Here is a 20,327-nt window from a genome sequence, read left to right on the forward strand (position 1 = left end):
TCAAATGAAACGCAAGTCTTTGTTCGCCCTCTCGGCAGTCGTCGTCGTTGCGGCTGCCGCACTCGTTCCCGTCCTGTGGTCGGGCGGCGACAACCTGCATAACGGCACGGCCATGGCGGCAACGCCCGCCGACCAGGCCGCGCTGATCAAGAAGGGCGAGTACCTCGCCCGCGCCGGCGACTGTATCGCCTGCCACACGGTGCGCGGCGGCAAGCAGTTCGCCGGCGGCCTGCCCATGCTGACGCCGTTCGGCACGATGTTCACGCCGAACATCACGCCTGACGATCAGTACGGTATCGGCAAGTGGACGCAGGACGACTTCTATCGCGCCATGCACACGGGCCGTTCGAAAGACGGCAGCCTGCTGTACCCGGGCTTCCCGTTCACGAGCTACACGAAGGTCACGCGCGCCGACTCGGACGCGATCTACGCGTACCTGCGCTCGGTCACGCCGGTCAATGTGCCGAGCCGTCCGCACGAACTGAAATTCCCGTTCAACCAGCGCAACATGCTGATCGGCTGGCGCACGCTGTTCTTCCGTGAAGGCGAGTACAAGGCTGATCCGACCAAGTCGGTCGAATGGAACCGTGGTGCGTACCTGATCGAAGGCCTCGGCCACTGCGGCATGTGCCACACGTCGATCAACGCCATGGGCGGCCCGGTCAGCTCGGCGGCGTTCGCCGGCGGTTTGATCCCGCTGCAGAACTGGTATGCGCCGTCGTTGACGTCGAACAAGGAAGCCGGCCTCGGCGACTGGGAAACCAAAGACATCGCCGATCTGCTGAAGACCGGTGTGTCGAACCGCGGCGCGGTGTTCGGTCCGATGGCTGAAGTGGTTCACAACAGCCTGCAGTACATGTCGGACGAAGACATCAACGCGATGGCCACGTACCTGAAGACAATTCCGCAGAAGAGCGAAGCACCGGAACCGCTGCAGCTCGAGACCTCGGAAAAGTTCGGTGGCGAACTGTTGAAGCAAGGTCAGAAGATCTACGCTGACAACTGCGCGAAGTGCCACGCGGAAAACGGCCTCGGCATGCCGCCGTCCTTCCCGCCGCTCGCGAACAACCAGTCGATCCAGATGCCGTCGGCGGTCAACCCGATCCGCATGGTGCTGAACGGCGGTTATCCGCCGAGCACGGCAGCCAACCCGCATCCGTACGGCATGCCGCCGTTCGCGCAGGCGCTGTCGAACACGGAAGTGGCAGCGGTCGTGACGTACATTCGTATGTCGTGGGGCAACCACGGTACGGCTGTGTCGCCGCAGCAAGTGTCCGATCTGCGTTCGGCGCCGCTCGACTAAGCAGCGTTCGATGCACCGGGGGCGCGGCCAGCGAAACTCGCGGCCGCGCCCTTCGTTTTTTCAGGACCGGTATCATGTGGGGATAAACCCTTATGAAACCGCGCAGGAGGTAAGAGCCGTGCATGTCGGTGAGCGTTTCAACAGCATTACCCATCTCGTCGGCGCCGTACTGTCGGTGGCGGGTCTTGCTACGCTCGTGACCATGGGCGCGCTCGACGGCGACGCGTACAAAGTGGTGAGTTTCAGTGTGTACGGGGCAATGCTGTTCGTGCTGTATGCTATCTCGACGCTTTACCACAGCGTGCGCAACCCGCGCGTGAAGGCCGTTCTGCAAAAATGCGATCATTCGGCGATCTACCTGCTGATCGCCGGCAGTTACACCCCGTTCACACTTGTTACGTTGCGCGGACCGTGGGGCTGGTCGCTTTTCGGCGTAAGCTGGGGGCTTGCCGCCCTCGGCATCGTGCAGGAACTGACGCTCGGGCGACGCACCCGCAGCGTTTCGATGGTGCTGTATGTCCTGATGGGATGGCTCGCGCTCGTTGCCGTCCGCCCGCTGGTTCAAGCCTTACCGGCAGCGGGTACCGCCTGGCTCGTGGCCGGCGGGGTCATCTACAGCGCCGGCATCTACTTCTTCATCAACGACGAGCGCATCCGGCACGGACATGGTATCTGGCACCTGTTCGTACTGGCGGGCAGTCTGTGTCAATTCGTCAGTGTCGCGCGCTACGTCGCGTGACACCCACGGCGGCGAAATGCAACTTAAGGCCAGTCAACGTGTCTGCATAGCGCGTTGAAGCATTCGGCACGCGTTTCCCGCGTGCCGCCGATTTCTCTGCGACCGGAACCGGGCTTTGGCCTCGAACGCGCCATGCGGGCGTGTTCATGCCGCGCTTGTATCCACCTGGACTCATTTGGTGCCCTCTGGTGCCGTTCGCGAAACTGCATTGCAAAGAACATTTATGTCTTTTGATTCCCTCGGCTTGTCCGAACCGCTGGTCCGCGCTGTACTCGAACTCGGCTACACCACTCCGACTCCGATCCAGACACAAGCGATCCCTGCCGTGCTTAACGGCGGCGACCTGCTGGCCGGCGCGCAGACCGGCACCGGCAAGACCGCCGGCTTCACGCTGCCGATCCTGCAGCGACTGAACACCATGCCCGCCGTCACCACGGCCTCGGGCAAGCGCGCTGTGCGCGCGCTGATCCTTACGCCGACGCGTGAGCTCGCCGCACAGGTCGAAGAAAGCGTGCGCGCTTACGGCAAATACCTGAAGCTGAAGTCGACCGTGATGTTCGGCGGTGTCGGCATCAATCCGCAGATCGGCGCGCTGCGCAGCGGCGTGGACATCGTCGTCGCCACGCCGGGCCGGTTGCTCGACCACATGCAGCAGAAGACCATCGATCTGTCGCATCTCGAGATTCTCGTGCTCGACGAAGCGGACCGCATGCTCGACATGGGCTTCATTCACGACATCAAGCGCGTGCTCGCGAAGTTGCCGCCGAAGCGTCAGAACCTGCTGTTCTCGGCCACCTTCTCCGACGAGATCAAGACGCTCGCCGACAACCTGCTCGACTCGCCGGCGCTGATCGAAGTTGCCCGTCGCAACACGACGGCGGAACTCGTCGCGCAAAAGATTCACCCGGTCGACCGCGACAAGAAGCGCGAGCTGCTCACGCACCTCATCAAGCAACACAACTGGTTCCAGGTGCTGGTGTTCACGCGCACGAAGCACGGCGCGAACCGCCTCGCCGAACAGCTGACGAAAGACGGCATCAGCGCACTGGCGATTCACGGCAACAAGAGCCAATCGGCCCGCACGCGCGCGCTCGCCGAGTTCAAGGACGCCACGCTGCAAGTGCTGGTCGCGACCGACATCGCGGCACGCGGCATCGATATCGATCAGCTGCCGCACGTGGTCAACTACGATCTGCCGAACGTGCCGGAAGATTACGTGCACCGCATCGGCCGCACGGGTCGTGCAGGCGCTTCGGGCGAAGCGATTTCGCTGGTGTGCGTCGACGAATTGCAACTGCTGAAGGACATCGAGAAGCTGATCAAGCGTCAGGTGCCGCAGGAAGTGATCGCCGGTTTCGAGCCGGATCCGACTGCGAAGCCGGAACCGATCCTGCGCCGCGGTCAAGGTGGCGGCGGTGGCGGTGGACGTTCGCCGCGCCAGGGTCAAGGCGCACCGAAGCGCGAAGGTGGTCAGCGTGAAGGTGGCCGCCGCGATGGCGCAGCAACGGCCAAACCGGCGCAACGCTCGGGTCAGCGTCCGGCGAATGGTCAGCAGCAGCCAAAGCCGCAAGGTGCGAAGCCGGCCGGCAACGGCGGGCAACCTCGCCGTGACGGCCAGCGTCATGACGGCCAGCCGCGCGCAGCGGCACACGAAGGCAGCGCTGCACAACATGCACCGCGCAAGCCACAGGGTGCAAAGCCGCAAGGCGGCAATCCGGGTGCGTTGCTGGGTGGCGCAAAGCCGCGCAACGACGCGCCGCGTGGCGGCCAGCCGACACGCAGCGGTCAGCGCGGCCGTTAAGTTACGTTCCAGGCACTGCCTGCTCGCTAGCCGTAGTCTCGGATTAACGGCTAGCCGCAGCGGCAGCTTGCTTCAGGTGCTCGATCTGCTGTTCCCATCGATCGAGCACCGCCTCTCCCTCCCCTGCCAGTTCAAACGTGATGCCGCTCGTCAGGCGCGCATAACGCACGCTCTGCGCCTCTCCTGTGTCGATCGAGCCGATGAAGTACACAAGGCCGCTGTCGTCGCCGGGCACGCTCGCTAGCGGTGTCAAACGCAACTGCACCTGATAGAACGCCTCGTCGCAGACGAAGGCCAGCGCGGCCCGGCCGCTTTGCGCGATCACGCGCGCCGTCCGAGCCTGCGGCCACAATGCGATGCACAGCGAGCGCGAATCGGGCGCATACAACTCGCCGACGCCAAGCAGCGACGTGCGCACATGCGCGTTCGCATCCACAGTGAGCAGCGATGCGGTGAAGCCCGTCTTACTCGCTAGCGACGACCCGTCGAACAACGTGCGGACAGCGTCGGGCCATTCGTCGAACACGCTCTGTTCGAGTGGACGTTCGGGTGCGGGGGAATCACTCATCGCGTCGATCCGGTTTGAAACAGGTGGGCAAGCTTGCCAGGATCAATCATGCCTCGAAAAGCGAATGGCCCGCACAAGCGGGCCATTCATCCTCATCTCAGTACGCCGTTTACGTCGCTCACTCAGCGGAAAACATCAGCGGAAAAACACGTGCTGCGTGATCTTGGCGAGCGGGTAATGCACGCCCGGCTGAATCTTGGCCGGCAGATCAAGCGGCTTGAGCAGCATCTTCACGCACATATCCGCCGACAGATTGCGCCGCACCAGGGCATTGATACGGGCCGCGCGTTCGCGGTTATAGGCTGAATCGTGCACGCGCTCCGGATAACGAATCGCGAAAACGTGCCGCAACGCGATCTCCGAGTCTTCGTTCTTGATTTCCATCACGCGGCGCATCAACGCGCCAAGAACCGCAAGACGGCCATTGCCTTCGATCTTGTTGTACTTCTTGAAGAACTTGAAAAAGTGCTTGTAGTGACGGACTTCGTCAGTGCGGATGTTGTCGGTGATCTGCTTGAGCACCGGTTCGTCCGAGCATTCGCCGATCGCGCGGTACAACGTTGCCGTGCCCGTCTCCACCACACAGCGGGCGACCATCTCAAGCGCGCGAGTCTTTTCGAAGTCTTCGACCGAGCAGGTCAGCGAATACTCCTCCATGAAATGGTGGAACGCGGTGTCCCAATCGAACTCAGGCCAGACGTAGGCGATATACGTCTTCAGCGCCCGGCCGTGCTGCATCTCCTCGGGCTCCCATTCCTGGTTGAGCCAGGCCGAGACTTCCGGGTCGCCGTCGAAGAAAGTGCTCAGATTGCTGGTGTAAAGATCAGTGCCGCTTTCGATAAACGAAGCAGCGCACAACAGAAGCAGCAGGTCTTCATTAGCCACTGCCTTCTGGCGATCTATGCGGGTGAGGTCGATATCCTCGATCCGCCAGGGCATCACATGGTTCAGCTCAGTGTGCATTGTGTTTTTGCTCCGAAAGCTGTATCGATTCGTGGAGCGCGCTCGAAACCGCCCACTATCGCAAGGGCGGTCCGCCGTGTCAGATACAGCGCCTTGATTAGAGTTAACCCCTTGTATCTTGCATCTTAGCCGGTGTTTCACAATTCTGCAGATAACCCAGCACAGACCATGCCGGTCCACCGCAGTTCCAATTTCACGGTAGTCGAATACTTCAGTTGGTTACAGGCGGCACACGCAAGGCACAAAAAAGCCAGCCCGAAGAGCTGGCTTTTTGCCTGAACAGACCGCGCACGTTAAGCGCGGCAAGGTTCGCTGCGAAGCACCACGACCGCCTGCAACACGGTCACGCGGGCTGTACGCCTTCGAGACGCCGGACGCGCCGCATACGCCAGGCGACCACAACGAGCGATAACCCTGAGAGCACTGCGGCAATCAGGACGTAGTAACTTGGCGCAAGTTTGTCGCCGGTCAAATGAATGAAGGTCTCCACAATCGTCGGCGCAAAGCCGCCAAAGATCGTCACGCCGATGCTGTAGCCGATTGAAAGACCTGTCGAGCGCACCTGCGTCGGGAAGATCTCGGACATCAGCGCGGGCATCGGTCCGGAGTAGGCCGCCTTGAAAATGCCGGCGGTGCCTTGCAACATCAGCAGCCAGCCGATCGTCGGGTGAGCCTGCAGCCACGCGAACATCGGGTAGATCAGCGTGCCCATCAGAATCGACGTCGTCAGCATGATGCGAATCCGGCCGATACGGTCCGACAACGCGCCCATCACCGGCGACAAAATAAACTGCAAGCCGCCGTTGAGCACCACCACGCCAAAAGATGCGGCCGCCGGCATGTGCAACTGCTTGACCGCATACATCGGCATGTAGAGTTGCAACACGTACACGCCGACCGTCGACTGCGCAACGATACCCACGGCCAGCAGCAGATTCACCCACTGATTGCTGAACGACGCGTCCTTTTCAGGCGCCTGCTGACGCTCGCCCGCGGTCTCCCGCGCTTCACGCAACGCGAGAAACTCCGGCGTTTCGTCGAGATGCGAACGGATGTAATAGCCCACCGGCCCAACCAGCAGACCGAACATGAACGGCAGGCGCCAGCCCCAGCTATTGAGTTGCTCGGGCGGCATCCACGCGGTCAGGAGCGAGCCGAAAGCCGCCGCCGTAATCGCGGCCATCCCCTGGCTCGCGAACTGCCAGCTCGCGTAGTAGCCACGCCGCGACGTGCTGTGCTCGACCATGAAGGCTGTTGCGCTGCCGAACTCGCCACCCACCGCAAAACCTTGCACAAGCCGCGCAAGCAGGATCAACACGGGCGCGGCGATACCGATCGACGCATACGGCGGCATCACCGCCATCGTGAAGGTGCCGACCATCATCAGCGCGATGGCAAGGGTGAGCGCCGCCTTACGGCCCTTGCGATCGCCGTAGATGCCCAGCACGATGGCACCAAGCGGCCGCATCAAAAAGGAGATGCCGAAGGTGGCGATGGCGAGCAGCGTCGAGAGCCATTCATCGTGCATCGGGAAGAACTGTTTCGCAATGATGCTCGCGAAGTAGCCGTAGGCCAGAAAGTCGAACCACTCGAGCGCATTGCCGACCGACGACGAAAACACGATACGCCGCACCATCGCTTTGGAAAGCGGCGCGGACGTGGAATGGCGAGATGCTGCCGCCGATTGCGACGCGGAGGTATTCATTCAGAACCCTGCCGCCAGCCCGTCGCGACGGCTGTCGCTTGCCGCCACATAGCCGCGGTCCGGATCGTTGCGATCGAGCTTCCAGATGTACTGACCCGAGCCGAAGTCCATGTACGGATCGTCGACCGACTTGATCGTGTGGCCCAGCTTCTGCAGCGCCGCCGCGGTCTTCGGATCGAGCGTCGATTCGATGTCGATCGTGAAGTCGCGGTTGACCTTCCAGCGCGGCGCGTCGCAGGCGGCCTGAGGTTGCTGACCGTAATCGAGCATCCGCACGATGGATTGCAGGTGGCCTTGCGGCTGCATATCGCCGCCCATCACGCCGAAACTCATCACCGCTTCCTGCTTGCCGTCCACCTGTTGCGTCAGGAACGACGGGATGATGGTGTGGAACGGCCGCTTGCCGCCTTCCACCACGTTCGGCGACTTCGGGTCCATCGAGAAGCCGCAGCCGCGGTTCTGCATCGCGATGCCGCTGTCCGGCACGACGATGCCCGAGCCGAAGCCCATGTAGTTCGACTGGATGAAGCTGACCATCATGCCGCGCTCGTCCGCCACCGACATGTAGATCGTGCCGCCGGCCTTCGGCATGCCGAAGTCGAACTGCGTGGCGCGCTTGTGATCGATCAGCTTCGCGCGCGACGTGAGGTACGCGTCGTCGAGCATCTGCTCGGGCGCCACGTCCATCGAACGCGGATCGGCGACGTAGCGGTAGACGTCGGCGAATGCCAGCTTCATCGCCTCGATCTGCAAGTGCTGCGACTCGACGTTGTCGACGGCGAGTTCTTTCACGTCGAACTTTTCGAGAATGCCCAACGCGATCAGCGCCGCGATGCCCTGCCCGTTCGGCGGAATTTCATGCACGGTGTAGCCGCGATAATCCTTGCCGATCGGCTCGACCCAATCCGCTTTGTAATTACGCAGATCGTCGCGCGTCAACGCGCCGCCGCCTTCGCGCGCAAACGCCGCGATCTGTTCGGCGATCTCGCCTTCGTAGTAGGCACGCGGACCTTGTTCAGCGAGCTTGCGCAGGGTCTTCGCGTGGCCGGGGAAGCGCACCAGCTCGCTGACTTCCGGTGCGCGGCCGCGCGGCATGAAGGTTTGTGCGAAGCCCGGCAGGTCCTTCAATTCCGGTACGGCGGCGGCCCATTTGTAAGCGACGATGCTCGCCACCGCGTGCCCACGCTCGGCGATTTCGATTGCCGGCTCCATCAGATCGGCGAACGGCAGCGAGCCGAATTTCTGATGCAGCGCCTCCCAGCCGGCGATCACGCCGGGCACGGTCACCGCGTCCCAACCGCGCTTGGGCTGCCTCGCGAGACCGTTTTCCTCACCGTATTTGCGCTTGAAGTAGTCGACATTCCACGCCGCCGGCGACACGCCGGAAGCATTCAGGCCATGCAGCTTCTTGCCGTCCCACACCAACGCGAAGGCGTCGCCGCCAAGACCGCACGACACCGGTTCGACCACCGTAATGGCAGCGGCCGCCGCGATCGCCGCGTCGACGGCATTGCCGCCTTTCCAGAGCATCCGCAGGCCGGCTTGCGCGGCGAGCGGGTGCGAAGTCGAAACGATGTTGCGCGCGAATACGGGCAGACGCGGTGTCGGGTAGGGGTTTTGCCAGTTGAAGCCAGTCATGTCGAATACTCTCGAGAGCACGGCCCGGCGCGTTCTCCAACGCCGGAAACCATGGGAAACAGATAAAGACGGGGTAAAACGCGAAGCCTTGGATTGCAGCGCGATCCGGCACAAAAAACAAATTCATTTATCAAATGAATAAATGCGGAAATTATCTGAATGAGTCGCCGCACGGTCGCCCTTGATCCGGTACATGACGCACAAGCTAGCGGACAGGACGTGCGATGGTCTTACAATACGCTCACCCCCCATTCGCGCATCACCCGTTTTCCGGCTCAGCCTATCGGGCCGTTGGCGGGCGGCGCCGATAAAAACCCACGACCCGAGACCCATGACCCGAGACCCCCGCCTGACTCTCAATGCCCGGCAACAGGAACTGCTGGAGTGGGTGCAACGCGACGGCTTCGTGACCGTGGACGACCTCGCGGCCCACTTCGACGTGACGCCGCAGACGATTCGCCGCGACGTCAACTGGCTCGCCGACATGAATCTGCTGCGCCGCTATCACGGCGGCGCCAGCTTGCCGACCAGTTCCGAGAACGTCTCGTACACGGCGCGCCAGCGGATGTTCCATGACGAGAAACGGCGCATCGCGACGCTAGTGGCCACTCACATTCCCGATCAGGCTTCCCTCTTCATCAACCTCGGCACGACCACCGAAGAAGTCGCGCGCGCGCTCAACCGGCATCGCGGCCTGCGCGTGATCACCAACAATCTGAATGTCGCCAGCATGATGAGCGGCTATCCGGATTGCGAAGTGCTGGTGACGGGCGGCATCGTGCGGCCGTGGGACAAGGGCATCGTCGGCGAACTGGCGATCGACTTCATCCGCCAGTTCAAGGTGGACTTCGCGATCATCGGAACCTCGAGCATTGAAACGGATGGCACGCTGCGCGATTTCGACACTCGCGAAGTGCGCGTAGCCGAGGCGATCATCCAGCATGCGCGTACGGTATTTCTCGCCGCCGACAACTCCAAATTCGGCCGGCCGGCGCTCGTCCGTCAAGGTCATCTCGACCAGATCGACGCGCTTTTCACCGACGCCGCGCCGCCCGCCGAGATGGACGAAATGCTCGCCGCCGCCAACTGCCAAGTGTATATCGCCGGGTAATCCCAGGCGTCTTCGGCCATGTTGCAGCGCACGCTAAACTTCGAGTGAAATCAAGGATCTGGCCGCTCCTCCCAACCGCCTCTGCGGGTCCCAATTGTCAAAGGGAAAATTTACTGGGGCCCATTTGGTGTTTAACCGACGGTTGACTACACTCCAGTTCCCCGGCGTCCGTTCCGCGTTACACGGAGTGCCGGCAGCGTGAACCTGTCGTGATAGCCGCACCTCCCGCCTGATCCTCTAGCGGACTTCACTGGCGTCTGGCCAGTCGCCGGCAAGGCCGTCCGCATTAGCTTGACATGGAGAGAACGATGCTGAGTCCGCATGAATTCGCCACGTTGTTGCTCGTCAAGGACGCTCCCAATCAAGTCGACATGGAGCGAGAAGAACTCGACGCCTTGCTGGAACGCCAGCTTGTGCAACTCGAACGGCTCGCGTCGGGCAACGAACAATGGCGCGTGACCGAAACCGGCGACAGTGCAATCCGGGCCATCAAGCGTTTCTCTTAGTACGTCGGGTTTTGAAGCCGACGACCGGCAGCATGACGGCAGGCTGCGCTGGCGTGATTTCGCGCGCATCCTCAGTCTGTCCATGGCGCCGCGCATTTTTTGTCTCAAACCAGGCGGCCGCATAAACGGCCGCTTTGTTGTGCCCAATTCATTTACACAGTAAATTGACGCGACGGACCTTCTGTCTTCGCGCATGCCCAAAACACTCTCCTCCGACGACATCCAGCACTTCCGCGAAACCATGCGGCGCGTGGCCGAAAACGCGTTCGCCACGCGCGGCGCGCAAGGCGTGACGATGCGCGAACTGGCGAAGGAGCTGGGTTGCAGCGCGATGACACCCTATCGCTACTTCCGCGACAAGGAGGAGATCCTTGCAATGGTTCGCGCTGCGGCGTTCAACCGCTTCGCGGCGCGGCTCGAAGCGGTGGCGAGAGAAACATCCGCGACCGACCGCTCCGCCGTCATCGATGCCTACGTGGCATTCGCCCTCGACGAACCGCACGCCTATCGTCTGATGTTCGATCTGAATCAGCAGGACGGTGCGTACCCGGAGCTCGCCGCCGCATCGCAACGCGCCTGGCGCATGCTCGGGACGCATTTCGAGCAGTTCGTTGCCGCGGGCATTCTGGAGGGCGATCCACAATTGATCGGCTATGCCTACTGGGCAAGCCTGCACGGCTTCACCATGCTGGCGCTCGCCAACCAGTTGCCGCTGCCGGAAGCGCAACAAACGCAACAAGCCGCCGCGAGCGGCGCGCCGACGCGCGAGGCCGTGCTCGCGCAGATTCGCCGGATGTTGTGGCGCGGGGCTCAGCCGCAACGCGGTTAGCCCTCAGCCTTTCAACCGTTCAACCCGTCAACTCGCCCAGCGCGAAACCCGTGGGAAACCTCGGGCGGAAAGACCCGAGCGCGAAGCTCAGCCCGCGCGCAAGGTCGGATCGGCCGCCGCGCGCCAGCTCAACGCCTTGGCTCGCTGGTCGGTGAAAAACGTCACCCATTGATTACGCACCTGCGGGTCGGAGCTCACCGCCAGGCTCGTGTAATGCTGCGCAAGCGACGCCTGGAACGCGCAGAAATCGTCCTTCGACAACTTGCCGCGCCGATTCGCCACGTACGCATCGAACAGCGTCGCGTAGACGCCTTGCGCGTCGTTGCCGTAGTCGACCGTCTGGGCACTGCACATTTGCTGAAGCGATGCGAACGAGGGCGCGCCCATCGTTCCGTTCAAGCTCGGCGAGCCGACGCATCCCGTCAGGAGCGCAGCGGCGCCGATCATCCAAAGTCCACGCATGAATTCACCTCGAAATGGCTGCTGCCGTGAGTATCGTCCGTGGCCGCGCGTTACGCCACCACCTTAGCCATCCGCTAGAGGAGCCCGCAAGAAAACCGAACTTTACTTTTTCGAATATGTTCATTAAAGTTCGAAAACGAACACTATCGGTTCGATAGTTTTTTCAAACAGCTTCTGGAACAGACGCAGGGGACACAGCAGGTGACGCAAGGCTCGAGATACGATTTGCTCGTCGTGGGCGGCGGGATCAACGGCGCAGGCATCGCACGCGATGCGGCGGGCCGCGGCCTGTCGGTGCTGCTCTGCGAGCAGGACGATCTGGCGGCCCATACGTCGTCGGCCAGCACCAAGCTGATTCACGGCGGCCTGCGCTACCTCGAATACCGCGAGTTCGGGCTGGTCCGCAAAGCGCTGCAGGAACGCGAAACGCTGCTGCGCGCGGCGCCGCACATCATGTGGCCGTTGCGCTTCGTCATGCCGCACATGCCCGATCTGCGACCGGCCTGGCTGATCCGCGCCGGCCTGTTCCTTTACGATCACCTCGCCAAACGTGAGTTGCTGCCCGGCTCGCGCGGCATCGTGATGCGCAACCACCCTGCCGGCGCACCGCTGGTCGATTCGATCAAACGCGGTTTCGTGTATTCGGACGGCTGGGTGAACGACGCGCGTCTGGTGGTGCTGAACGCGCTGGACGCGCAGGAGCACGGCGCAAAAATTCTCACGCGCACCAAGCTGCTAAGCGCCGTGCGTGCCGGCGGTGAATGGCGCGCGCAACTCAAGCGTGCGGACGGCACGATCCTCGACGTGCGCGCGGCCTCGATCGCGAATGCGGCCGGTCCGTGGGTCGGTGAATTGCTGCAAGGCGCGCTGGGCCGCGAGGCGACGCACAGCGTGCGCCTCGTGAAAGGCAGCCATATCGTCACGCGCCGTCTGTTCGAACACGATCACGCGTACATCTTCCAGAATCCCGACAAGCGGATCATCTTTGCGATTCCGTACGAACACGATTACACGCTGATCGGCACGACCGACCTCGAATATCGCGGCGACCCATCGAAAGTGGCGATCGACGCCGACGAAACACAGTACCTGTGCGATTCGATCAACCGCTACTTCAAGCAGAAAATTTCGCCGCAGGACGTGCGCTGGACCTATTCGGGCGTGCGTCCGCTGCTCGAGGAAGAAGGCGCGGACAACCCGTCGGCGGTCACGCGCGACTACTCGCTGGAACTCGATGCGCCCACAGGCGAAGCGCCGCTGCTGTCGGTGTTCGGCGGCAAGATCACGACGTTCCGCAAGCTGGCGGAAGAAGCCGTCGACAAACTCGCGCACGCGCTGCGTAACAGCACGCCTTCATGGACGGCCGGTGCGCCGTTGCCCGGCGGCGATATTCCGCAAGCCAACTTCGAGCGCTTCCTTGCCGGCTTCAAGCAGCAGAATCCCTGGCTGCCCGCCGACCTGGCCCACCGCCTCGCCCGTGCGTACGGTACGCGCGTAAAGCACGTTATTGGTAGCGCGCGCTCGGTAGCCGACCTCGGCCGCGCTTTCGCGCCGGGTCTCCACGAAGCCGAACTCACTTATCTGCGCGACACCGAATGGGCACGTAGCGCACAGGACGTCTTGTGGCGCCGCTCGAAACTCGGTCTGCACGTCGAACCGGGCACGCTCGATTCGATTACACACGACATTGACGCATGGTTCGCCCGCGAGCCGTTCCGACAGAGTGCCTAGCTAACAAATAGTTAGATCGTTTGGTTGAGCCAGGCTATTGCACCACGGCCTGGCTACATGGATGAACCCGAACGACCCGAATCGATTTTCACCCCTCGGCTACTGACAAAGCCGGGACGCACACGCTCAAACTGTTGCAGCCCGCTTCAAACAACACGCCGTTCCCGTCGCCGGTCAGCAATCCGGCGATTCATAAAACACATGGAGAAGAGACAATGCAGGATCAGTACATCCTCGCGCTTGACCAAGGCACCACCAGCTCCCGCGCGATGCTGTTCGACCGGCTCGGTAACGTCGTGTCGACCGCTCAGAAAGAATTTCAGCAAATCTATCCGCGTCCGGGTTGGGTCGAGCACGACCCGCAGGAAATCTGGTCGACGCAGGCCGGTGTCGCCGCAGAAGCGGTCACGCGGGCCGGCATGAACGGCACGTCGATCGCCGCGATCGGCATTACCAATCAGCGCGAGACCACCATCGTGTGGGACCGCGAGACCGGCCATCCGATCTATAACGCGATCGTCTGGCAGGACCGCCGCACGGCCGACTTCTGCGATCAGCTGAAAGAGCAAGGTCTCGACGAGAAAGTCCGCGCGAAAACCGGTCTGCCGATCGATTCGTACTTCTCGGCAACCAAGATCCGCTGGATTCTCGACAACGTCGAAGGCGCACGCGAAAAAGCGAAGCAAGGCCGCCTTGCCTTCGGCACGGTGGATAGCTGGCTCGTGTGGAATTTCACCAAGGGCGGCCTGCACGTCACCGATGTCACCAACGCGTCGCGCACGATGCTGTTCAACATCCACACGCTGAAGTGGGACGACGAACTGCTCGAAGCGCTCGACATTCCGCGCAATATGCTGCCGGAAGTGCGTGCATCGTCGGAAGTGTACGGGCCGACCAAGACCACCGTGTTCGCCTCCAAGATTCCGCTCGCGGGCATTGCCGGCGATCAGCACGCGGCCCTGTTCGGCCAGATGTGCACGCAGTCGGGCATGGTGAAAAACACCTACGGCACCGGTTGCTTCCTCGTAATGAACACGGGCGACAAGCCGATCGAATCGAAGAACAATCTCGTCACCACCATCGCGTGGCAGATCGGCGACCAGATCAACTACGCGCTCGAAGGCAGTATTTTCATCGGCGGCGCGGTGGTGCAATGGCTGCGCGACGGCCTCGGCATCATCAAGAACGCCGCTGAAATCGAAACAATGGCGCGCAGCGTGCCGCATAGCGACGGCGTGTATCTGGTGCCCGCGTTTGCAGGTCTCGGTGCGCCGCACTGGAATGCCCGCGCTCGTGGCACGCTGTTCGGCGTGACGCGCGGCACGAGCTCGGCGCATATCGCCCGCGCCGCACTCGACTCGATCGCCTATCAATCGCTCGACGTGCTGAAGGCAATGGAAGCCGACTCCGGCATCCGCATCGGCGAATTGCGTGTGGACGGCGGCGCTTGTGCGAACAATCTGCTGATGCAGTTCCAGGCAGACATTCTCGGTGTCGACGCCGTGCGGCCGAAGGTATCGGAAACGACCGCCCTGGGTGCGGCGTATCTGGCCGGTCTCGCGGTCGGCTACTGGAAAGACGTGGACGAACTGCAAAGCCAGTGGGCGCTCGATCGCCGCTTCACGCCGGCCCTGCCGCACGCCGACGTCAAGGAATGCCTCGACGGCTGGCAGCGCGCGATCCGTGCCGCGAAGGCCTGGGCCGACACGCCCTGATTGCTTTCGATCCGTTCCATAAAACACCTTTCGACATAACGAAGCCGCTTATTTTGCGGCTTCCCTAATAACTATATTTCGGATACCAAATCATGTCTCCTTACATTGCGGAATTCATCGGCACCGCGCTGTTGGTGCTGCTCGGCAACGGCGCAGTCGCCAACGTACTGCTCGCGCGCACCAAAGGCAAAGGCGCCGACCTGATTGTGATCGTGATGGGCTGGGCGATGGCCGTGTTCGTCGCCGTGTACGTCACGGCATCGTACAGCGGTGCGCACCTGAATCCTGTCGTGACGGTCAGTCTTGCGCTGGCAGGGAAATTTGCGTGGGCCAAAGTGCCGGGCTACGTCGCGGCGCAGATGCTCGGCGGGATGGCGGGCGCCCTGCTTGTGTGGCTCGCGTATCGTCAGCACTTCAACAAGGAAGGCGACGCCGACGTGAAGCTCGGCGTGTTCTGCACGTCGCCGGCCATTCGCAGCGTGCCGCATAACCTGCTCACCGAAATGATCGCAACCTTCGTGCTGATTCTCGGCGTGCTGTATCTGGCTTCGCCGCAAGTTGGCCTCGGCGCGCTCGACGCGCTACCGGTCGGCCTGCTGGTGCTCGGCATCGGTATTTCGCTCGGTGGCCCGACCGGTTACGCGATGAGCCCGGCGCGCGATCTGTCGCCGCGTCTGATGCATGCGTTGCTGCCGATTCCGGGCAAGCGCGACAGCGACTGGCGTTATTCGTGGATTCCGGTGTGCGGTCCGCTGATGGGCGGTGCGCTGGCAACGGGTCTGTATCTGTACCTGCACGCGCATTGATCTTGCAGCACACGTAGGGCGCGCATACAGGGGCCAGTTAAGGCCCAACTCAAAGCACGCTCAAGGCGCAAATAAGCGTCGACGGAAAGCGATGGCGCCGCGCACGCGGCGCCAAAGCACGTATCATGATGCTTTCAATCTCCGCGCATGAGCTTGCAACTGTCTTGCTCGCGTGCCTCTCGCTTTCCGTTTTAAAGCATGATCGACCACCTCATCTGTGACTGCGACGGCGTGCTCGTCGACAGCGAAATCATCGCTGACCGCGTGTTGCTCGAAACGCTGTCCGCCGCTTTCCCCGGCCTCGATTTCGAACCAACCGTCAAAACGGCGTTCGGCCAGCAGACCTCGCGCTTTCTCGAAGGCATCGAGAAGTCGTTCGATATCACGCTGCCCGCCGATTTCTTCAACACGATCGAACACAATGTCGAACTCGCGCTCGCGGCATCGCTCAGCCCGATCAACGGCGTGCGCGACGCCCTGCAACGCGTGACACTACCGGCCGCGGTCGTGTCGAACAGCCGGATGGCGCGCGTGCATGCGTCGGTGCGGCGCGCGGGCTTGCAGCAGATTTTCGGCGAGCGGATTTTCAGCGCCGAACAGGTGGCGCGGCCAAAGCCCTATCCGGACGTGTATCTGTTCGCGGCAAAGACGCTAGGCGTGGAACCGGCGCGATGCATCGTCGTGGAAGATAGCGTGGCCGGGTTGAATGCGGCGCGTGCGGCGGGCATGAAGACGATTGCCTTCGTCGGCGCGAGCCATATCCCCGATGGTTACGCAGATGCGCTGCGCAAAATGGGCATGACACGCATCATGATGCACATGGACGAGCTGCCGGGACTGGTTGAAGCCGGTATGCGAGGCGAATTCGGCGACGTGCAGTCTTAACGGACACCGCAATAAGAAAGCCGGCTTCGATGAACTGCACCCCAAATTGCCGGACGGCTGGGGGCAGTTCATCGAAGCCGGCTTTTTTTCAAACGCATGAGAATGCATGAAGTTCGCGCGGGCATACGCTACGGTCGTCTCAAGACAAAACGTCCGCCAACAAATCACCCCGCGCGACACGGCTCAACGCATCACGCCTCGTCGGCCACGCATTCGCGCGCCGTCGCCAGCGCCTGACGGAATTCCACCAGCTCGGCGATCGTCAGAATCGGCAGATTGTGTTGCGCGGCGAAGCGCTCCACATCCGCGCCGCGCGTCATCGTGCCGTCCGCGTTCATTAGCTCGCACAGCACGCCGGCCGGTTTCAGACCCGCGAGAATCGCCAGATCGACCGTGCCTTCGGTGTGGCCGCGGCGCGCGAGCACGCCGCCCGGTTGCGCACGCAGCGGAAACACGTGACCGGGGCGCACGATGTCGGCAGGCTTCGCCGTATCGCTGATGGCCGCGCGAATCGTCGTCACGCGATCGAGTGCGGACACACCGGTCGTCACGCCATCGCGCGCTTCGATCGAGACCGTGAACGCCGTGCCATGACGGCTTTCGTTGTTGACAGCCATCGGCGGCAGCTCGAGCGCGCGGATCTTCTCGTCGGGCAGGCACAGGCAGACGATGCCGCTGCATTCGCGGATCAGCAAGGCCATGGTTTCGACGGAAAGACGCTCGGCGGAAACGATCAGATCGGCTTCGTTCTCACGGTCGTGATCGTCTTGCAGGACGACGGCGCGGCCATCGCGCATGGCTTGCAAGGCGGCGGCGATACGCGGCGGAACGGGCTCGGTGGCGAGCAGGGGGAGGTCAAGTGATGCGCTATCCGCAATCACCGACGGAGCAGGAAAAGTAGCAAAGGACATAGTTGAAACGCTCATCGCAAAAGTTGGGCGAAAAACGTTTCAGGGCATTGCAAACAGGCAAAGACGCGCCGTTGAACGCCGCACAAAGCGGCGCTCGCGCACCGCCCGAACCTCTGGCGGCGTCACGGAAACGAACATGACTATCTGCACATCTTCTTCCATCCGGACTCTAACCGTCGGCTCTGGCTTCTCACCAGATCTGCTGACCCCGTGTGCCGGTCAGAGTTAGCGCAAAGCACTTACTCTGATCCCATGCAACGTAGTTGCGCGAACAACCACATTGACGACACGGGCGCTCGCGGGCTCACCGGCTGACGCTTTCGCGCTGCCGGCATACCGCCGGTGGGGAATTTCGCCCCGCCCTGAAGACGCACTGATTACCGGATCGACCGGCTGGCAAAGGATACAACAGTCGCGCGGGACCTGCAGCGCAACCCCTACTGATTAGACGGACATCCCTGCTTTACAGCCGATCTTCACAACCGGTGCTAGCAGTCCATCCGCCTGAAAACGGTGTTCGTCAGACTGGCGCGGCATGCCTTGTCAAATCGTGCGACGCAGGTACATCCCAGCGCGGCGGCGTTTCCGCCTTCAGCGTCACGCGAAACGCGCGCGCTTCGGTGTCGCCGGGATTGCGCAGACTGTGCGGCTGATCGGCGTCGAACACGATCGCATCGCCCGTGGCCAGCAATTGACGTTGATCGTGCACGCTGACTTCCAGCGTGCCTTCGCTCACCACCAGATTCACCGTGGTGCCCGGCGCGCGGCGCGTGCCGGCCTCGGTATGCAACGGCGCGATACGCAACTCGTGAAACTCGGCGGCGGTCGGCTCGGCATCGGGATAAAGCGGCCGCGCCGAGTAGCGCCCGTTCGAACTGACGAGCCGCGACGAACGCTCCGCCGGCAAATGCTCGAAACCGTTGGTCGCGTGACGCCGCAAGAACGCCGCCACCGATACCTTCAACGCCGCTGCCACCTTGCATAGCACCTTGATGGACGGCACGCTGCGCGCCGACTCGATCTGCGCGAGCATCGCTCGTGAGACGCCGGAAGCACGAGCCAGAGCGTCGAGCGAAAGTTGACGCTCGGCGCGCAAACGGGCGAGGTTCACGCCGACCAGATGTTCAAGAGCATCGAAGGGTTCGGCGGCACGCGGCGACGCATCGGTGTCAGCCGTGGGATCGCGAACCAGCGCAAGCGGGGAATGCATGATTGCCTCCAGTAGCGCCGCCGGACGGCGGGCAAGCGGTTAGTGGAAGCAAGATAGCATCGCGCCCCACCGCGCCCAACGAAGTTATCTTCACACTGTTATCAGTATTGCGGAGGACGATTCTCGCAAAGCTTGTGCGAATTTTTCATATGGGCGGGTTCGGGCCCGGATGTGCCCGAGCGCGTGCAAGCACTCGAGCACATGCATCCGGGGAGATCAGGTGCCCTCGCACCCACGTAGGCACATGCAGGCACATGCAGGCAGGCACGCTCAGGCGCGCTGCGCGACGACCGCCGCAGGCGCATCCATCCTCGACGCGAACCACGTGAGCAGCAACGCCACCACGCTGACCGCCGCCGCAACCCACGGCAGCGTATCGAGCGAATGGCCGTGATTGATCACCAGGCCACCGAGCCACGCGCCGCCTGCATTACCCACATTGAATGCACCGATGTTCAGCGTCGAAGCCAGATTCGGCGCAGCGGCGGCCTTCTCGACCACACGCATCTGCAACGGCGGCACGGTCGCGAACGCCGCAATGCCCCACACGAAAATGGTAATCGCCGCGGCCACCTGCGAATGACTGGTACGCGCGAAGATCGCCATCACCACCGCGAGCGCCACCAGAATGCCCATCAGCGAAGGCATCAGCGCACGATCCGCGAGCTTGCCGCCCACGGTATTGCCGATCGTCAGGCCAATGCCGAACAGCACCAGAATCAGCGTCACGCCACGCGGCGAGAAACCGCTGACCTGCTCGAGAATCGGCGCGATATAGGTGAACACGACGAACACGCCGCCGAAGCCGAGCACCGTCATCGCGAGCGCGGTCCAGACTTGCGGGTCCTTCAACACGCGTACTTCGTGGCCCAGCCCGACCGGGCCGGAATCGTGACGATTCGGCACCAGCAGCGACACGCCCGCCAGCGACAGCACACCGAACGCACTGACAATCCAGAATGCCGCACGCCAGCCGAATTCCTGGCCGACGAAAGTCCCGAACGGCACGCCGAGCACATTCGCCAGCGTCAAGCCGGTGAACATCAGCGCAATCGCGCTGGCGCGCTTTTCAGCCGGCACGAGCGAAGCCGCCACCACCGCGCCGATGCCGAAGAAGGACCCGTGCGCGAACGACGTCACCACGCGCGCGATCATCAGCACCGAGTAGTCCGATGCGATCGCGCACAGCGTATTGCCGACGATGAACACGCCCATCAGCAGTTGCAACGCGAGCTTGCGCGGCATCTTGCTGGTGACCACCGCGAGCAGCGGCGCGCCGACGGCGACGCCGAGCGCATAACCGCTCACCAGCAAACCGGCCGACGGAATCGACACCGACAGATCGCGCGCGACCTCGGGCAGCAAACCCATGATCACGAACTCGGTCGTACCGATCGCGAAAGCGCTGATCGCCAGCGCCAGTAATGGAATGGGCATTTTTCTA

At 62.5% G+C, this 20,327-nt stretch carries 18 protein-coding genes and 1 riboswitch; of the genes, 10 read left to right on the forward strand and 8 right to left on the reverse strand.

Annotated features, from left to right (window positions below; genetic code table 11):
* Positions 1-4: 4 nt before the first annotated feature.
* The 3 genes from ACOSV0_RS16890 to ACOSV0_RS16900 all read left to right on the forward strand — a co-directional run bounded on the left by ACOSV0_RS16890 (position 5) and on the right by ACOSV0_RS16900 (position 3,843).
* Positions 5-1,303, forward strand: a complete 1,299-nt coding sequence (locus tag ACOSV0_RS16890; RefSeq protein ID WP_434107263.1) for a c-type cytochrome — start codon at positions 5-7, stop codon at positions 1,301-1,303.
* A gap of 118 nt (positions 1,304-1,421) precedes the next feature.
* Positions 1,422-2,042 (forward strand): PAQR family membrane homeostasis protein TrhA, encoded by a 621-nt coding sequence (gene trhA / locus ACOSV0_RS16895; RefSeq protein WP_093635539.1) that lies wholly within the window; start codon positions 1,422-1,424, stop codon positions 2,040-2,042.
* Positions 2,043-2,265: 223 nt separating this feature from the next.
* Complete coding sequence (locus tag ACOSV0_RS16900) at positions 2,266-3,843, forward strand: DEAD/DEAH box helicase (protein WP_434107264.1); 1,578 nt, start codon at positions 2,266-2,268, stop codon at positions 3,841-3,843.
* A 43-nt stretch (positions 3,844-3,886) separates the two neighbouring features.
* On the opposite strand, the gene ACOSV0_RS16905 is transcribed toward ACOSV0_RS16900, so the two are convergent.
* From ACOSV0_RS16905 to ggt, 4 genes are all read right to left on the reverse strand, one after another.
* A complete protein-coding gene (locus tag ACOSV0_RS16905; RefSeq protein ID WP_434107265.1) occupies positions 3,887-4,411 on the reverse strand; it encodes a hypothetical protein in 525 nt (174 codons plus the stop codon).
* A gap of 135 nt (positions 4,412-4,546) precedes the next feature.
* Positions 4,547-5,374 (reverse strand): ferritin-like domain-containing protein, encoded by an 828-nt coding sequence (locus ACOSV0_RS16910; RefSeq protein WP_434107266.1) that lies wholly within the window; start codon positions 5,372-5,374, stop codon positions 4,547-4,549.
* 343 nt (positions 5,375-5,717) lie between these two features.
* Positions 5,718-7,079: an MFS transporter gene (locus ACOSV0_RS16915; protein WP_434107267.1), complete on the reverse strand. Its 1,362-nt coding sequence runs from the start codon at positions 7,077-7,079 to the stop codon at positions 5,718-5,720.
* Positions 7,080-8,717: a gamma-glutamyltransferase gene (gene ggt, locus ACOSV0_RS16920; protein WP_434107268.1), complete on the reverse strand. Its 1,638-nt coding sequence runs from the start codon at positions 8,715-8,717 to the stop codon at positions 7,080-7,082.
* 331 nt (positions 8,718-9,048) lie between these two features.
* Here ggt and ACOSV0_RS16925 point away from each other — a divergent pair, with 331 nt between their 5' ends.
* The 3 genes from ACOSV0_RS16925 to ACOSV0_RS16935 all read left to right on the forward strand — a co-directional run bounded on the left by ACOSV0_RS16925 (position 9,049) and on the right by ACOSV0_RS16935 (position 11,163).
* Positions 9,049-9,828, forward strand: coding sequence for a DeoR/GlpR family DNA-binding transcription regulator (locus ACOSV0_RS16925; protein WP_434107269.1), 780 nt, complete (start codon positions 9,049-9,051; stop codon positions 9,826-9,828).
* A gap of 308 nt (positions 9,829-10,136) precedes the next feature.
* Positions 10,137-10,334, forward strand: a complete 198-nt coding sequence (locus ACOSV0_RS16930; protein WP_165847895.1) for a hypothetical protein — start codon at positions 10,137-10,139, stop codon at positions 10,332-10,334.
* Positions 10,335-10,527: 193 nt separating this feature from the next.
* On the forward strand, positions 10,528-11,163 hold the full coding sequence (locus tag ACOSV0_RS16935) for a TetR/AcrR family transcriptional regulator (RefSeq protein WP_434107270.1): 636 nt from the start codon (positions 10,528-10,530) through the stop codon (positions 11,161-11,163).
* 87 nt (positions 11,164-11,250) lie between these two features.
* On the opposite strand, the gene ACOSV0_RS16940 is transcribed toward ACOSV0_RS16935, so the two are convergent.
* Entirely contained in the window at positions 11,251-11,625 is a 375-nt protein-coding gene (locus tag ACOSV0_RS16940; RefSeq protein WP_434107271.1) for a hypothetical protein, read from the reverse strand.
* 201 nt (positions 11,626-11,826) lie between these two features.
* Between ACOSV0_RS16940 and glpD the strand changes: the two genes are divergently transcribed.
* The 4 genes from glpD to ACOSV0_RS16960 all read left to right on the forward strand — a co-directional run bounded on the left by glpD (position 11,827) and on the right by ACOSV0_RS16960 (position 16,762).
* Positions 11,827-13,356 (forward strand): glycerol-3-phosphate dehydrogenase, encoded by a 1,530-nt coding sequence (glpD, locus tag ACOSV0_RS16945; protein ID WP_434107272.1) that lies wholly within the window; start codon positions 11,827-11,829, stop codon positions 13,354-13,356.
* A 215-nt stretch (positions 13,357-13,571) separates the two neighbouring features.
* Complete coding sequence (gene glpK / locus ACOSV0_RS16950) at positions 13,572-15,071, forward strand: glycerol kinase GlpK (protein ID WP_434107273.1); 1,500 nt, start codon at positions 13,572-13,574, stop codon at positions 15,069-15,071.
* A gap of 92 nt (positions 15,072-15,163) precedes the next feature.
* The gene (locus ACOSV0_RS16955) at positions 15,164-15,877 is read left to right on the forward strand and encodes an MIP/aquaporin family protein (RefSeq protein WP_434107274.1); all 714 of its coding nucleotides are present in this window, start codon (positions 15,164-15,166) and stop codon (positions 15,875-15,877) included.
* A 198-nt stretch (positions 15,878-16,075) separates the two neighbouring features.
* The gene (locus ACOSV0_RS16960; protein WP_434107275.1) at positions 16,076-16,762 is read left to right on the forward strand and encodes an HAD family hydrolase; all 687 of its coding nucleotides are present in this window, start codon (positions 16,076-16,078) and stop codon (positions 16,760-16,762) included.
* Positions 16,763-16,953: 191 nt separating this feature from the next.
* On the opposite strand, the gene ribB is transcribed toward ACOSV0_RS16960, so the two are convergent.
* The 3 genes from ribB to ACOSV0_RS16975 form a co-directional block, all read right to left on the reverse strand.
* Positions 16,954-17,673, reverse strand: coding sequence for a 3,4-dihydroxy-2-butanone-4-phosphate synthase (ribB, locus tag ACOSV0_RS16965; protein WP_434107277.1), 720 nt, complete (start codon positions 17,671-17,673; stop codon positions 16,954-16,956).
* A 146-nt stretch (positions 17,674-17,819) separates the two neighbouring features.
* Positions 17,820-18,047, reverse strand: a riboswitch (FMN riboswitch).
* Between the two features lie 146 nt (positions 18,048-18,193).
* Entirely contained in the window at positions 18,194-18,883 is a 690-nt protein-coding gene (locus tag ACOSV0_RS16970) for a helix-turn-helix domain-containing protein (protein ID WP_434107278.1), read from the reverse strand.
* Positions 18,884-19,153: 270 nt separating this feature from the next.
* Positions 19,154-20,320 carry an MFS transporter gene (locus ACOSV0_RS16975; RefSeq protein WP_434107280.1) on the reverse strand — a complete coding sequence of 389 codons (1,167 nt, stop codon included), beginning with the start codon at positions 20,318-20,320 and terminating at the stop codon, positions 19,154-19,156.
* Positions 20,321-20,327: the final 7 nt, after the last annotated feature.

This window comes from Paraburkholderia caffeinilytica (assembly GCF_051027425.1).
GTDB classification, from domain to species: Bacteria; Pseudomonadota; Gammaproteobacteria; order Burkholderiales; family Burkholderiaceae; genus Paraburkholderia; species Paraburkholderia caffeinilytica_A.

What these genes read in the sequence shown, in the direction of transcription:
- ACOSV0_RS16930 (WP_165847895.1), top strand. Translation starts at nt 10,137, where the DNA reads ATGCTGAGTCCGCATGAATTCGCCACGTTGTTGCTCGTCAAGGACGCT.
- glpK (WP_434107273.1), top strand. Translation starts at nt 13,572, where the DNA reads ATGCAGGATCAGTACATCCTCGCGCTTGACCAAGGCACCACCAGCTCC.
- ACOSV0_RS16960 (WP_434107275.1), top strand. Translation starts at nt 16,076, where the DNA reads ATGATCGACCACCTCATCTGTGACTGCGACGGCGTGCTCGTCGACAGC.
- ggt (WP_434107268.1), bottom strand. Translation starts at nt 8,717, where the DNA reads ATGACTGGCTTCAACTGGCAAAACCCCTACCCGACACCGCGTCTGCCC.
- ACOSV0_RS16890 (WP_434107263.1), top strand. Translation starts at nt 5, where the DNA reads ATGAAACGCAAGTCTTTGTTCGCCCTCTCGGCAGTCGTCGTCGTTGCG.
- ACOSV0_RS16925 (WP_434107269.1), top strand. Translation starts at nt 9,049, where the DNA reads ATGACCCGAGACCCCCGCCTGACTCTCAATGCCCGGCAACAGGAACTG.
- ribB (WP_434107277.1), bottom strand. Translation starts at nt 17,673, where the DNA reads ATGTCCTTTGCTACTTTTCCTGCTCCGTCGGTGATTGCGGATAGCGCA.
- ACOSV0_RS16910 (WP_434107266.1), bottom strand. Translation starts at nt 5,374, where the DNA reads ATGCACACTGAGCTGAACCATGTGATGCCCTGGCGGATCGAGGATATC.
- ACOSV0_RS16905 (WP_434107265.1), bottom strand. Translation starts at nt 4,411, where the DNA reads ATGAGTGATTCCCCCGCACCCGAACGTCCACTCGAACAGAGCGTGTTC.
- ACOSV0_RS16970 (WP_434107278.1), bottom strand. Translation starts at nt 18,883, where the DNA reads ATGCATTCCCCGCTTGCGCTGGTTCGCGATCCCACGGCTGACACCGAT.
- ACOSV0_RS16935 (WP_434107270.1), top strand. Translation starts at nt 10,528, where the DNA reads ATGCCCAAAACACTCTCCTCCGACGACATCCAGCACTTCCGCGAAACC.
- ACOSV0_RS16940 (WP_434107271.1), bottom strand. Translation starts at nt 11,625, where the DNA reads ATGCGTGGACTTTGGATGATCGGCGCCGCTGCGCTCCTGACGGGATGC.
- ACOSV0_RS16915 (WP_434107267.1), bottom strand. Translation starts at nt 7,079, where the DNA reads ATGAATACCTCCGCGTCGCAATCGGCGGCAGCATCTCGCCATTCCACG.
- ACOSV0_RS16955 (WP_434107274.1), top strand. Translation starts at nt 15,164, where the DNA reads ATGTCTCCTTACATTGCGGAATTCATCGGCACCGCGCTGTTGGTGCTG.
- ACOSV0_RS16975 (WP_434107280.1), bottom strand. Translation starts at nt 20,320, where the DNA reads ATGCCCATTCCATTACTGGCGCTGGCGATCAGCGCTTTCGCGATCGGT.
- ACOSV0_RS16900 (WP_434107264.1), top strand. Translation starts at nt 2,266, where the DNA reads ATGTCTTTTGATTCCCTCGGCTTGTCCGAACCGCTGGTCCGCGCTGTA.